A 12222-nucleotide genomic window follows, 5' to 3' on the forward strand; every position below is an offset into this window, starting at 1 on the left:
CTTGGGGCCGGTGTGGCCCTGGGCGTCGCGGGGGGGGCCGGCCCGCCCCCCCCCCCCCCCCCCCCCCGGGGGGGGGGGCGGGGCGGGGGGGGGGGGGGGGGGGGGGGTGGTGGCCCCCCCCCCCCCCACCCCTCCGCCGTTCGGGCGAGCCGTCTCAGCCGGACGTCCCGCTGCTGGCCAGCGCCTCGGAGAGCTCCTTGGCGGCCTGCTGGAGGATCGGCACGATCCGCTCGGTGGCCGCCTCGGTCACCCGGCCCGCCGGACCCGAGATCGAGATCGCGGCCGAGGTGGGCGAGTTGGGTACCGAGACCGCGAGGCAGCGGACCCCTATCTCCTGCTCGTTGTCGTCCACCGCGTAACCGGCCCTGCGGACCTGGTCCAGCGCGTCCAGGAAGCCGTCGGGGGTGGTGATCGTCTTCTCGGTGGCGGCCGGCATCCCGGTGCGCGCGAGCAGTGCCCGTACCTCGTCCGGCGGGGTGTGCGCGAGCAGCGCCTTGCCTACGCCGGTGGAGTGCGGCAGCACCCGCCGGCCCACCTCGGTGAACATGCGCATCGAGTGCTTGGACGGCACCTGCGCCACGTACACGATCTCGTCGCCGTCGAGCAGCGCCATGTTCGCGGTCTCGCCGGTCTCCTCGACCAGCCGCGCGAGATACGGGCGGGCCCAGGTGCCCAGCAGCCGTGAGGCGGACTCGCCGAGCCGGATCAGCCGAGGGCCGAGCGCGTAGCGCCGGTTGGGCTGCTGGCGTACGTATCCGCAGACCACGAGTGTGCGCATCAGCCGGTGAATGGTGGGCAGTGGCAGTCCGCTGCTCGCGGCGAGCTCACTCAGACCGACCTCGCCCCCGGCATCGGCCATCCGCTCCAGCAGATCGAAGGCGCGCTCAAGAGACTGCACACCCCCGCTGGATCCGGCGGGCTTGGAGTCGGATGTGCTGGCGTGGGACGGCGGCACGTCAACGGTCCTTTCGAAGCGGAAGAGCAAGGCAGCAGCCTACCGGGCGCTTCCCGATCGGCCCACTGTTCCAGGGCGGCGTCCTGGCCGGTCAGGGCCCGTATGTCCGGGTGCCCGGCGGTTCCGCGACACCGCGTCGGGCTTATTCTACATTCCGCTCTACGAAATTAATCTTTTACTTTGTGGAAATCTCCAGCCGACGCCCCGGGTGCTTCGCTGGGTGTCCGACACGGGGGACGGGGTCTTGACGGGTCGCTTTCACGCGTGAAGACTCCTTCAACAGTTCGTTGAATTTTTTGGAGTGGGGAGCACGGGTGTCCGGTACGGACGTGAAGCTGGTACTGCGCTCGACGCGCGTCGTCACCCCCGGGGGGACCCGGCCCGCGGCGGTCGCCGTCGCCGGCGGGAAGATCGACGCCGTCCTGGCGTACGACGCGGAGGTGCCCGCGGGCGCCCGGCTGGAGGACTTCGGCGACGACGTCCTGCTGCCCGGCCTGGTGGACACCCATGTCCATGTGAACGACCCCGGCCGCACCGAGTGGGAGGGCTTCCACACCGCCACCCGGGCCGCCGCGGCCGGCGGGATCACCACCCTGCTCGACATGCCGCTCAACTCCCTCCCGCCCACCACCACCGTCGAGCACCTGCGCGTCAAGCAGCGGGTGGCCGCCCCCAAGGCACACATCGACACCGGCTTCTGGGGCGGCGCGATCCCGTCCAACGTGAAGGACCTGCGCCCGCTGTACGAGGCCGGGGTCTTCGGCTTCAAGTGCTTCCTGTCGCCCTCCGGCGTGGAGGAGTTCCCCGAGCTGGACCAGGAGCAGCTGGCCCGGTCCATGGCGGAGATCGCCGGTTTCGGCGGGCTCCTGATCGTGCACGCGGAGGACCCGCGCCACCTGGCGTCCGCACCGCAGCGCGGCGGCCCCGCCTACGCCGACTTCCTCGCCTCCCGGCCGCGCGACGCCGAGAACACCGCGATCGAGGGGCTGATCGACCAGGCCAGGCGGCTGAACGCCCGCGTCCACGTGCTGCACCTGTCCTCCAGTGACGCGCTGCCGCTGATCGCCGCCGCCAGGCGCGAGGGCGTACGCGTCACGGTCGAGTCCTGCCCGCACTTCCTCACTCTCACGGCGGAGGAGGTCCCGGACGGCGCGACCGAGTTCAAGTGCTGCCCGCCCATCCGCGAGGCGGCCAACCAGGACGCGCTGTGGGAGGGGCTCGCCGACGGGACCATCGACTGCATCGTCTCCGATCACTCGCCCTGCACCACCGACCTCAAGACGCCGGACTTCGCCTCCGCGTGGGGCGGCATCTCCTCCCTCCAGCTCGGCCTGCCCGCCATCTGGACCGAGGCCCGCAGGCGCGGACACTCGCTCGACGACGTCGCCCGCTGGATGTCGGCGGCGCCCGCCGAACTGGCCGGGCTGCGCGACAAGGGCGCGATCGAGGCCGGCCGCGACGCCGACTTCGCCGTCCTCGCGCCCGACGCCACCTTCACCGTCGACCCGGCCGAGCTGTTCCACCGCAACCAGGTCACCGCGTACGCCGGCCGGACCCTGCACGGTGTCGTCAGGTCCACCTGGCTGCGCGGCGTACGGATCGCGTCGGACGGCATCCTGGCCGAGCCCACCGGCCGCCTCCTCGAACGGAACCGCTGAAGGGCGACTCGGCGGACCGGCCGGCTGACCGGACCCCTCCGGAACCTGTCCGTATTCGGGGGATACGGTAGGGATATGGGGCCCTGACCGGGTCGCCGCACGTCCCGAGCAGGAGTTGTCATGATCTTCATCGCCGTCAGGTTCACCGTCCGCAGTGCCGACCGCGACAAGTGGCTCCCGGCGGTCGAGGACTTCACCCTCGCCACCCGGCAGGAGCCGGGCAACGTGTTCTTCGACTGGTCGTACAGCGTCGAGAACCCGGACCAGTTCGTGCTGCTGGAGGCGTTCGCGTCCGCGGAGGCGGGCGCGGCCCACGTGAAGTCCGAGCACTTCGCCGCGGCCATGGACCGGATGGCGGACCTGGTGGCGGAGACGCCCGAGATCATCAACGTCGAGGTGCCGGGAGAGGGCTGGTCCCGGATGGCGGAGCTTCAGCCGCGCACGCGCTGAGCGGCGCGGCCCGCCGCGGCGCCGTTCAGAACTCCTCGTGCGTCTCGGGGTCCCCGCCGAACCGCTCCCGCGGCCCCGACGCGATGCGGGCCAGCTCGTCCGCCGTCAGCTCGAAGCCGAAGAGGTCCAGGTTCTCGCGCTGCCGTCCCGGGTCGGCGGACTTCGGGATCGGAACGGCCCCGAGCTGGGTGTGCCAGCGCAGGACCGCCTGCCCCGGCGTCACCCCGTGCGCCCCGGCGATGGCGACGAGCCCGGGATCGGCCAGCAGATCGCGGCCCCGGCCCAGCGGGCTCCAGCTCTCCGTGACGATGCCCTTGGCGGCGTGCACGGCCCGCAGCTCCTCCTGCGGCAGCCGCGGATGCATCTCGATCTGGTTGACGGCGGGCAGCACCCCCGTCTCCCGTTCCAGCCGGGCGAGGTGGTCCGCGGTGAAGTTGGACACCCCGATCGACCGTACGAGGCCCTCTTCGCGGAGCCGGATCATCGCCTTCCAGGTGTCCACGTACAGATCGACGCGGGGCAGCGGCCAGTGGATGAGGTAGAGGTCCACGTAGGAGAGGCCGAGGTTGCTCCGGGACTCCTCGAACGAGGCCAGTGTCTTCTCGTACCCCTGGTGGCGGCCCGGCACCTTGGTGGTGACGAAGACGTCCTCCCTGGGCACACCGCTGCGGGCGATCCCGCGCCCGGTACCGGTCTCGTTGCCGTAGTTCAGCGCGGTGTCGACGAGCCGGTAGCCGAGCCCCAGGGCTCCGGCGACGGCCCGTTCCGCCGCGTCGTCGTCCAGTGGCCAGGTGCCGAGTCCGACGGCGGGAACGGTACGGCCGTCGTTCAGGTCGTGCACCGGGGTCTCGGACATGGTCTTTCCTCTCGCCGACGGCTGCCTGCCCTGTCCGGCCAGCCTAAGGGCTGTCCCGGGGCCGGACAGGGACGAGGGGCAGCGCGGGGAGGGGCGGCCTACCTACCCCGGCCCGCCTCGCGGTGCAACTGGGCGATGACCTCGTCCACCCGGCTCCGCTCGTAGCCGCGGCGGACCAGCTCGAAGCCCACGGCCTCCGCAGGCGGCGAGCCGCTGCGGAGCCGGGTGATGTAGGCGTCGACCTGATCGCGGTCGTATCCGCGCCGGGCGATACGGAATCCGAACTCCTCGTGCAGCGGTGGTTCGTAGCCCCCGCGTGACGCGCCGAACATGGGTGCCCCCTCCGGACGGAACTGGTCCGCCCCAGCCTGCCATGGACCTCAGGCGGCGTGGCCACCGTCCACCAGGATCTCCGCGCCGGTGATGTACGCGGCCTCGTCGCCGGCCAAGTAGGCGATGAGCGCGGCCACTTCACCGGTCGTGCCGAACCGGTCCAGTGCGGTCGCGGCGCGCTGTCCGGCGGCGAAAGGGCCGTCGGCCGGGTTGAGGTCGGTGTCCACCGGTCCGGGCTGGACCAGATTGACGGTGATCCCGCGCGGGCCGAGCTCGCGGGCGAGCGGTTTGGTGAGTCCCGACAGTGCCGACTTGCTCATCGCGTAGAGCGTGCCGCCCGGCCCGCCCGCGAACCGGCTCAGGGCCGTCCCCAGGGAGATGATGCGGCCGCCGCGCTCCATCACCCCGGCCGCCGCCCGGCAGGCCAGGAAGACGGCCCGGACGTTGACGGCGAGCACCCGGTCGACATCGGCGGTGGTGAGGGTGTCGATGGGGCCGAGGACGCCGATCCCCGCGTTGTTGACCAGGACGTCGAGCCGGCCGAAGGTCTCCGCCGTCCGGTGCACCGCCGCCGGGACGGCCGCCGGATCCGCCGAGTCGGCGCGCAGGGCGACCGCGCGGCGGCCGCACGCCTCGATCTTCCGCACGGTCTCCTGGGCGGCGGCTCCGTCCCTGGCGTAGGTCAGCGCCACATCGGCGCCGTCCCGGGCGAGCCGCAGGGCGGTCGCCGCGCCGATGCCGCGGCTGCCGCCGGTGACGAGGGCGACTCGGTTCGAGCTGGTGCTGCTGGTGCTGTTCATCAGGGTCCTGTCCGTTGCGGGTGGCGTCGCCGGTTGGCTGACAACGACCAGGAAAGTCCATCGGCGGACCGGACACCGGCGGTAAACGGACGCCCACTCCGCTAGGGCCTGGGGCCCGCCGACGAGTTGCGGCCGGCCCGGGGGTCGTCACAGATGGAAGCGGAATCCGCGGCCATTCCCGAAGGAGCAGGATCATGGCGAAACTGACCCTCATCACCTTTCTGACGCTGGACGGCGTCATGCAGGCCCCCGGCGGCCCCGAGGAGGACCCGAGCGAAGGGTTCGAGTACGGCGGCTGGCAGGCCCCGGTCATGGACGAGGGCCTGGGGCGGTTCATCACGGAGGTGTTCGACCGTTCGGCGGCCTTCCTGCTGGGCAGGCGTACCTACGAGATCTTCGCGGGGTACTGGCCGGGCATCACCGACCCCGGCAACGCGATCGCCTCCCGGCTCAACCGGTGTCCCAAGTACGTCGTCTCGACCACGCTGGAGAAGGCCGACTGGGAGCACACCACCGTGATCTCCGCCGATGTCGCCGCGGAGGTCGCCCGGATCAAGGAGCGCACGCGAGGGGGCGAACTCCAGATCTGGGGCAGTGGCGAGCTCGCCCGGTCCCTGATGGCGCACGGCCTGATCGACGAGTACAACCTGCTCGTCCACCCGGTCGTGCTCGGCGCCGGCAGGCGGCTGTTCACGGACGGCGGACCGCCGACCGCGTTCGAGGTGACCGGTTCCCGCACGACCCCCAACGGCATCGCGATCAACACCTACCGGCCGACCGGGCCGGCCTCGTTCGGCTCCGTCGGGGACGGTGCCTGAGCGGCCGGCGCCGTCAACCGCTGTGCGGCGGGCGCCATCTCCGGCGGGGTGCGGGGCGGCTGCCGTCGGACCGGTCCCGGGGCTCGCCATTCCGGGAGGGCGGCCGGTACCGTGATCGCTCCGCGTGCGAGCCAGTGAGGTCTCCACACCGTGCCTGTGGAGAACCAGGAGATCCGGGTGTCCTCAGTCGCCCTGCCCGCCCTCGCCCCGCCGCGCCGGGCGTGGCTCACCGATCTGCCCGTGCTGCTGGTCGCGGTGGTCTGGGGTTCCAGCTATCTGGCCGCCAAGGACATCACCACGGCGCAGACCGTCATCGCCGTGCTCGTGCTCAGATTCGCCGTCGTGCTGCCCGTCCTGGTGGTCGTCGGACGGCGCCGGCTGTCGGCGCTGAGCGCGGCCCAGTGGCGGGGCGCGGGGCTGCTGGGCCTGGTGCTCAGCGGGATTTTCCTGGTGGAGACGTACGGCATCGTGCACACCTCGGCGACCAACGCCGGGCTCATCATCAGCCTCACCATGATCTTCACCCCGCTCGCCGAGGCCGCGGTGACCCGCGTCCGGCCGACCGGGACCTTTCTCGCCGCCGCCGCGCTCTCCGTGGCCGGCGTGGTGCTGCTGACCCAGGGCGGCGGATTCACCAGCCCCTCTGCGGGCGATCTGCTGATGCTCGTCGCCGCCCTCGCCCGCACCCTGCACGTCCTGCTGATGGCGCGGATCAAGTCCGTCCGGTCGGCGGACTCGCTGTCGCTGACGACCGTCCAGCTCGGCAGTGCGGTCGCCGTCTTCGCGCTGCTGGCAGCCGTCCCCGGAACCGGCGAGTCGCCCTGGTCGGTCGCTGCCGGATTCGGTGTCCGCGAGTGGGGCGGGCTGCTCTTCCTGTCGGTCTTCTGCACGCTCTTCGCGTTCTTCGTGCAGATGTGGTCCGTACGCCGCACCTCGCCGTCCCGGGTCAGCCTGCTGCTCGGTACGGAACCCCTCTGGGCCGCCGCCGTCGGCATCGCGATCGGCGGCGAACGCCTCGGCCTCCTCGGAGTGGCGGGCGCGGTCCTGGTGCTGGCGGGCACGGCCTGGGGCCGGCGCAGCGTGGCCGCGACCGCTTCCTGACCGTGCCGCCCCGGCGCGCGGGCGCCTACTCCTTGATCGCGTCCGACGCGATCATGACGGCGACGCCCGTCACCACCAGCACGATGCTGACGAACAGCGAGTACCCGCCGATGAACGGCAGCCTCTGCACCAGACCGAAGAAATGGAACCAGTCGAACCATTCGTGGAGCAGCCCCGCCGCACCCTGGGCGAAGACCAGGAAGCCGACCGTCTCGCAGAGTTTCTTCATGGCAGCGAGCCTGGCGGGCCGGACACCGCCGCCGCGTCGGCCGGTTGTCTGCGCTACTGCGCCGAAAGTCTTCCCTTCCGCGACTTTGGTCGCCTCCTGGCGCCCGACCGCCGGAAGCCGCGAATCCACTGCGTAGCTTTGTCGATATGACGCGCACGGAGTACCCCTGGCTGCTGCCCTCGGCGATGGCCGACCCCGAGCTGCCCGGCGACCGGGACGCCCGTTCGCGCCGTACCGTCCGCGACTGGATCGTCGACATCATGGCGTTCCTCTGCGCGGCGGGCCTCGGGCTGGCGACCGTCGCCACGATCGAGGCCGACCCCACCACCCCCGAGGGCGTCGTCCTCGTCGACTCGCTGGTCGGCGCCGCGGCCTGCTGCACCCTGTGGTTCCGGCGGCGCTGGCCGGTCGGCCTCGCGGTGGCGATGACGCTGCTGTCCACCGTGGAGCCGGTCGCGGCCGGAGCGCTGCTGGTGTCCCTGTTCAGCGTGGCCGTGCACCGGCCGTTCCGGCCCGTCGCCCTCGTCGGCGCGGGTGCCCTGGCCGTCGCCCCGATCCAGCCCTACCTGCGCCCGGACCCGAGCACCTCGTTCGTCGCGTCCACGATCATCGGCGTCCTGCTGATCCTGCTGGTGCTCAGCTGGGGCATGGTCGTACGGTCCAGACGCCAGCTCGTCGTCACCCTGCGCGAGCGGGCCCGGCGCGCCGAGACCGAGGCCGGACTCCGCGCCGAACAGGCCCAGCGGCTGGCCCGCGAGGACATCGCCCGCGAGATGCACGACGTCCTCGCCCACCGGCTGACCCTGCTCAGCGTCCACGCCGGAGCCCTGGAGTTCCGGCCCGACGCGCCCCCGGCCGAGGTGGCCCGCGCCGCCGGAGTCATCCGGGACAGCGCGCACGAGGCGCTCCAGGACCTCCGCGAGATCATCGGGGTGCTGCGCAGCCCCCGCGACAGCGAGGGCGACCGGCCGCAGCCCACCCTCGCCACCCTGGACGCCCTGATCGCCGAATCCCGCCTGGCCGGTATGGAGGTCGCCCTCGACAACCACCTCGCCGACCCGGCCGCGGCGCCCGCCGCCACCGGCCGCACGGTCTACCGCATCGCCCAGGAGGGCCTGACCAACGCCCGCAAGCACGCGCCCGGCACCGAGGTCACCGTCACGGTCAGCGGCGGCCCCGGGCAGGGCATCACCGTCGAGGTGCGCAACCCCGCCCCCACCGAACCCTTTGAGCAGGTGCCCGGATCCGGCCAGGGACTCATCGGACTGACCGAACGGGCCACCCTCGCCGGGGGCCGTCTCGACCACGGACCGGAGCCGGGCGGCGGGTTCGGGGTCCGGGCCTGGCTACCGTGGCCGTCATGACCACCCCGACTCCCACCCCTCCCGCGGCCCGGCCCGTCCGGCTGCTCATCGTCGACGACGACCCGCTCGTACGGGCCGGGCTCACCCTGATGCTCGGCGGCGCCGACGACATCGACATCGTGGGGGAGGGGGCCGACGGCAGCGAGGCGGCCGGACTCGTCGAACGGCTCCGGCCGGACGTGGTCCTGATGGACATCCGGATGCCCGTCATGGACGGGCTGACCGCCACCGAGGTGCTGCGCGGCCGCCCGGACGCACCCGAGATCATCGTCCTGACCACGTTCCACGCCGACGAACAGGTGCTGCGCGCGATCCGTGCCGGGGCGGCCGGCTTCGTACTCAAGGACACCCCGCCCGCGCAGATCGTCGACTCCGTGCGCCGCGTGGCGGCCGGTGACCCGGTTCTCTCGCCCGCGGTCACCCGCCAGCTCATGGCCCGCGCCGCCGGCCCCGGCCGGGAGGAGAGGGCGGACCGGGTGCAACGGGCCCGCAGGCTGCTCGCGTTGCTCGCCGACCGGGAACGCGAGGTGGCCGTCGCCGTCGGGCACGGCCGCTCCAACGCGGAGATCGCCGCGGCGCTCTACCTGAGCGTGGCCACCGTGAAGACCCAGGTGTCGCGGATTCTCGCCAAGTTCGACTTCAACAACCGTGTCCAGATCGCCCTGCTGGTCCACGACGCGGGCCTCCTGGACGACGGTGACGGACACGGCCTGTCCTGAACCCTTCGCCGGGACCGGCACCGGCGGCATACGCTGAAGCGGCCGGTCCTGGCGGCGGGCCAAGGATCAGACCGGGAGGGGCGGGCCCATGTCCGATGTCGACGCTGATCTCCGAGGGGTCGCGGACTTCACCGCGAATCCGTACCCGTACTACGCGAAGATGCGTGCCGCGGGCCCGGTGCACACGGTCCGCACCGACGACTTCGACCGGGTGTGGCTCGTCGTCGGGTACGACGAGGGGCGCGCCGTCCTGGCCGACCAGCGGTTCGCCAAGGACTGGCGGACGCTGCCCGGCCAGACGGGTACGGGCGACCCGATCAACGCCAACATGCTGGAGATGGACGCGCCCGACCACACCCGGCTGCGCAAGCTGGTCGCGCGGGAGTTCACCGCGCGCCGGATCGAGGCGCTGCGGCCCCGCGTGCAGCAGATCACCGACGGACTGCTCGACGCGATGCACCCCGCCGGGCAGGCGGATCTCCTCGACGCCCTCGCCTTCCCGCTGCCCATGACCGTCATCTGCGAACTCATCGGCGTGCCCGACCTGGACCGGGACGCCTTTCGCAAGCTGTCGAACAGTGTGGTCTCCCCGGCCGGAGCGCAGGAGGAGGGCGACGCGGTCCGCGCCATGGGCGCCTACCTCACCGAGCTGATCGAGGACAAGCGCCGCTCACCGGGCGACGACCTGCTGAGTGCCCTGATCGCCGCGCGGGACGAGGAGGGCGACGCGCTGTCGCCCGACGAACTGGTCGGCATGGCCTTCCTGTTGCTCGTGGCGGGTCACGAGACGACGGTCAACCTGATCTCCAACGGGGTGCGGGCCCTGCTCGATCACCCGGATCAACTGGCCGCACTCCGTGCCGACCTCGGGCTGATCGACGGAGCCGTCGAGGAGATGCTCCGCTACGACGGGCCGGTGGAGACCGCCACCTTCCGGTTCGCCCGGGAGGCCGTCACGATCGGCTCCGCCGCCATCGCGGCCGGTGATCCGGTCCTGGTCGCCCTGGCGGGCGGCGGCCGCGACCCCGGCCGCTACCCGGATCCGGACCGCTTCGACATCCGCCGTGACGCGCAGGGGCACCTGGCCTTCGGCCACGGGATGCACTTCTGCATGGGCGCGCCGCTGGCCCGGATGGAGGGCCGCATCGCGATCCGGTCGCTGCTGGAGCGGTGCCCCGGACTCGTACTCGACCCGGAGGCCGGGGAGCCCGACTGGCTGCCCGGGATGCTGATCCGCGGGGTACGACGGCTCCCCGTGCGCTGGTGAGACAGAGAGGAACGTCATGACCGTACTCGACCTGGAGATGGCCCAGAAGGTGCTCGACAGCCAGCCGTTCAGCGGGCTCGTCGGCGCACGGATCACCGAGTTCGGCGGGGGCGCGGCCACGCTGGAGATCGACGGCCGTGAGGAACTCCAGCAGCAGAACGGGTTCCTGCACGGCGGGGTGCTCGCCTACGCCGCCGACAACGCGCTCACCTTCGCCGCCGGAACGACACTCGGCCCTGCCGTGCTGACCGGCGGCTTCTCGATCCAGTACCTGCGGCCCGCCACCGGCACCGCACTCGTCGCGCGGGCGGCCGTCGTCCACACCGGCCGGCGGCAGGCGGTGGCGCGCTGCGATCTGTTCGCCGTGGGCGAGGACGGCGAACAGACCCTCTGCGCGGTCGCCCAGGGCACCGTGCTGAGCGCCGCGACATCCTGAAGGAGCCTGACATGACGACTGAAGCGATGGTCGACCTCGGGGCGCTCGGTGAGCGGTACGTCCGCGATCCGTACCCCGTGTACGCGGAGTTACGGGCCCGGGGCCCCGTGCACCGGATCCGCATCCCGGAGGGCACACCCGGCTGGCTCGTCGTCGGGTACGAGGAGGGCCGCGCCGCACTCGCCGACCAGCGGCTCTCCAAGCAGTGGAGCAGTGCCTCGCCCGCCCTCGGCGTGAGCCAGGTCGCCGCGGGGACGTCCATGCTCAGCACGGACGCACCCGTGCACACCCGGCTGCGCAAGCTGGTCGCGCGGGAGTTCACCCAGCGCCGGATGCAGCAACTCGTCCCGCGTGTGAGGCGGATGACGGACGAACTGCTCGACACGATGCTGGCGGGGCCCGGCCGCGCTACCGATCTCGTCGAGTCGCTGGCGTTCCCGCTGCCGATGTCCGTCATCTGTGAACTGCTCGGGGTGCCCTTCCTGGACCGCCGGGCCTTCCGGGCCTGGTCCAACATCGCCGTGTCCTCCATCGACGCCGCGGAGCGCCGGACGGCGACCGCCGAGATGTCCGGCTTCCTGGCCGGACTCCTCGACGCCAAGCGCGAACGGCCCGGCGACGACCTGATGAGCGCGCTGATCCACACGGCCGACGAGGAGGGCGACCGGCTCTCCGCCGAGGAACTGATGGGCATGGCCTGGCTGTTGCTCGTCGCCGGCCACGAGACCACGGTGAACCTCATCTCCAACGGGGTACTCGCCCTGCTCACCCACCCGGAGCAGCTCACGGCGCTGCGGGCGGACCCCGCCCTCATCGACAACGCGGTGGAGGAGACGCTCCGTTACGCGGGCCCGATCGAGACACCCACCTACCGCTTCACCACCTGCCCGCTCGACATCGGCGGCACGGTGATCCCGGGCGGCGGCGAGCTGGTCCTGATCGCGGTGGCCGACGCCAACCGCGACCCGGACCGCTACCCGGACGCGGACCGGTTCGACATCACCAGGGACGCCCGGGGACACGTCGCCTTCGGGCACGGGATCCACTACTGCCTGGGTGCGCCGCTGGCCCGCATCGAGGCGGCGGTGGCGATCGGATCACTGCTGGAGCGCTGCCCCGGGCTGGCACTGGACGCGGATCCGGACACACTGACCTGGCGTACGGGGATGCTCATACGGGGACCGGAGGGACTGCCGGTCAGGTGGTGAGGGCCGCCGGGCCCCCGCGCGCGACCGC

14 protein-coding genes are annotated in these 12222 nt (G+C 72.3%); 9 read left to right on the forward strand and 5 right to left on the reverse strand.

Annotated elements, in window-relative coordinates; genetic code table 11:
* Positions 1-154 precede the first annotated feature (154 nt).
* Positions 155-955, reverse strand: a complete 801-nt coding sequence (locus ACIO3R_RS18955) for an IclR family transcriptional regulator (RefSeq protein ID WP_385352053.1) — start codon at positions 953-955, stop codon at positions 155-157.
* A gap of 314 nt (positions 956-1269) precedes the next feature.
* On the opposite strand from ACIO3R_RS18955, the gene allB reads away from it, so the two are divergent.
* Positions 1270-2613, forward strand: coding sequence for an allantoinase AllB (allB, locus tag ACIO3R_RS18960; protein WP_402106914.1), 1344 nt, complete (start codon positions 1270-1272; stop codon positions 2611-2613).
* A gap of 120 nt (positions 2614-2733) precedes the next feature.
* The gene (locus ACIO3R_RS18965) at positions 2734-3063 is read left to right on the forward strand and encodes a putative quinol monooxygenase (RefSeq protein ID WP_385030752.1); all 330 of its coding nucleotides are present in this window, start codon (positions 2734-2736) and stop codon (positions 3061-3063) included.
* Between the two features lie 25 nt (positions 3064-3088).
* On the opposite strand, the gene ACIO3R_RS18970 is transcribed toward ACIO3R_RS18965, so the two are convergent.
* The 3 genes from ACIO3R_RS18970 to ACIO3R_RS18980 all read right to left on the reverse strand — a co-directional run bounded on the left by ACIO3R_RS18970 (position 3089) and on the right by ACIO3R_RS18980 (position 5052).
* The gene (locus ACIO3R_RS18970; protein WP_402106918.1) at positions 3089-3919 is read right to left on the reverse strand and encodes an aldo/keto reductase; all 831 of its coding nucleotides are present in this window, start codon (positions 3917-3919) and stop codon (positions 3089-3091) included.
* Positions 3920-4017: 98 nt separating this feature from the next.
* The gene (locus ACIO3R_RS18975; RefSeq protein ID WP_363020837.1) at positions 4018-4251 is read right to left on the reverse strand and encodes a DivIVA domain-containing protein; all 234 of its coding nucleotides are present in this window, start codon (positions 4249-4251) and stop codon (positions 4018-4020) included.
* Between the two features lie 48 nt (positions 4252-4299).
* Positions 4300-5052, reverse strand: a complete 753-nt coding sequence (locus ACIO3R_RS18980) for an SDR family oxidoreductase (RefSeq protein WP_402106921.1) — start codon at positions 5050-5052, stop codon at positions 4300-4302.
* Between the two features lie 194 nt (positions 5053-5246).
* On the opposite strand from ACIO3R_RS18980, the gene ACIO3R_RS18985 reads away from it, so the two are divergent.
* Positions 5247-5870, forward strand: a complete 624-nt coding sequence (locus tag ACIO3R_RS18985) for a dihydrofolate reductase family protein (protein ID WP_385030761.1) — start codon at positions 5247-5249, stop codon at positions 5868-5870.
* 177 nt (positions 5871-6047) lie between these two features.
* A complete protein-coding gene (locus ACIO3R_RS18990; protein ID WP_385030764.1) occupies positions 6048-6971 on the forward strand; it encodes a DMT family transporter in 924 nt (307 codons plus the stop codon).
* Positions 6972-6996: 25 nt separating this feature from the next.
* Here the strand turns inward: ACIO3R_RS18990 and ACIO3R_RS18995 are convergent, their stop codons facing one another.
* Complete coding sequence (locus tag ACIO3R_RS18995; protein WP_385030767.1) at positions 6997-7200, reverse strand: hypothetical protein; 204 nt, start codon at positions 7198-7200, stop codon at positions 6997-6999.
* Between the two features lie 146 nt (positions 7201-7346).
* On the opposite strand from ACIO3R_RS18995, the gene ACIO3R_RS19000 reads away from it, so the two are divergent.
* The 5 genes from ACIO3R_RS19000 to ACIO3R_RS19020 all read left to right on the forward strand — a co-directional run bounded on the left by ACIO3R_RS19000 (position 7347) and on the right by ACIO3R_RS19020 (position 12194).
* A complete protein-coding gene (locus tag ACIO3R_RS19000) occupies positions 7347-8564 on the forward strand; it encodes a sensor histidine kinase (protein ID WP_385030770.1) in 1218 nt (405 codons plus the stop codon).
* Positions 8561-9283 carry a response regulator gene (locus ACIO3R_RS19005; protein WP_385030773.1) on the forward strand — a complete coding sequence of 241 codons (723 nt, stop codon included), beginning with the start codon at positions 8561-8563 and terminating at the stop codon, positions 9281-9283. Before ACIO3R_RS19000 ends, ACIO3R_RS19005 begins: the two co-directional genes overlap by 4 nt.
* Before the next feature lie 88 nt (positions 9284-9371).
* On the forward strand, positions 9372-10550 hold the full coding sequence (locus tag ACIO3R_RS19010) for a cytochrome P450 (protein ID WP_402106926.1): 1179 nt from the start codon (positions 9372-9374) through the stop codon (positions 10548-10550).
* 16 nt (positions 10551-10566) lie between these two features.
* The gene (locus tag ACIO3R_RS19015; RefSeq protein ID WP_385030779.1) at positions 10567-10986 is read left to right on the forward strand and encodes a PaaI family thioesterase; all 420 of its coding nucleotides are present in this window, start codon (positions 10567-10569) and stop codon (positions 10984-10986) included.
* A gap of 11 nt (positions 10987-10997) precedes the next feature.
* Positions 10998-12194 carry a cytochrome P450 gene (locus tag ACIO3R_RS19020; RefSeq protein WP_402106928.1) on the forward strand — a complete coding sequence of 399 codons (1197 nt, stop codon included), beginning with the start codon at positions 10998-11000 and terminating at the stop codon, positions 12192-12194.
* Positions 12195-12222: the final 28 nt, after the last annotated feature.

The organism is Streptomyces sp. NPDC087428 (assembly GCF_044744085.1).
Taxonomy (GTDB): domain Bacteria; phylum Actinomycetota; class Actinomycetes; order Streptomycetales; family Streptomycetaceae; genus Streptomyces.

Bases quoted from the DNA above. Each gene is read 5' to 3' on its own strand.
- ACIO3R_RS19015 (WP_385030779.1), top strand. From the start codon at position 10,567: ATGACCGTACTCGACCTGGAGATGGCCCAGAAGGTGCTCGACAGCCAG.
- ACIO3R_RS19010 (WP_402106926.1), top strand. From the start codon at position 9,372: ATGTCCGATGTCGACGCTGATCTCCGAGGGGTCGCGGACTTCACCGCG.
- ACIO3R_RS19005 (WP_385030773.1), top strand. From the start codon at position 8,561: ATGACCACCCCGACTCCCACCCCTCCCGCGGCCCGGCCCGTCCGGCTG.
- ACIO3R_RS18980 (WP_402106921.1), bottom strand. From the start codon at position 5,052: ATGAACAGCACCAGCAGCACCAGCTCGAACCGAGTCGCCCTCGTCACC.
- ACIO3R_RS18970 (WP_402106918.1), bottom strand. From the start codon at position 3,919: ATGTCCGAGACCCCGGTGCACGACCTGAACGACGGCCGTACCGTTCCC.
- ACIO3R_RS19000 (WP_385030770.1), top strand. From the start codon at position 7,347: ATGACGCGCACGGAGTACCCCTGGCTGCTGCCCTCGGCGATGGCCGAC.
- ACIO3R_RS18985 (WP_385030761.1), top strand. From the start codon at position 5,247: ATGGCGAAACTGACCCTCATCACCTTTCTGACGCTGGACGGCGTCATG.
- ACIO3R_RS18975 (WP_363020837.1), bottom strand. From the start codon at position 4,251: ATGTTCGGCGCGTCACGCGGGGGCTACGAACCACCGCTGCACGAGGAG.
- ACIO3R_RS19020 (WP_402106928.1), top strand. From the start codon at position 10,998: ATGACGACTGAAGCGATGGTCGACCTCGGGGCGCTCGGTGAGCGGTAC.
- ACIO3R_RS18965 (WP_385030752.1), top strand. From the start codon at position 2,734: ATGATCTTCATCGCCGTCAGGTTCACCGTCCGCAGTGCCGACCGCGAC.
- ACIO3R_RS18995 (WP_385030767.1), bottom strand. From the start codon at position 7,200: ATGAAGAAACTCTGCGAGACGGTCGGCTTCCTGGTCTTCGCCCAGGGT.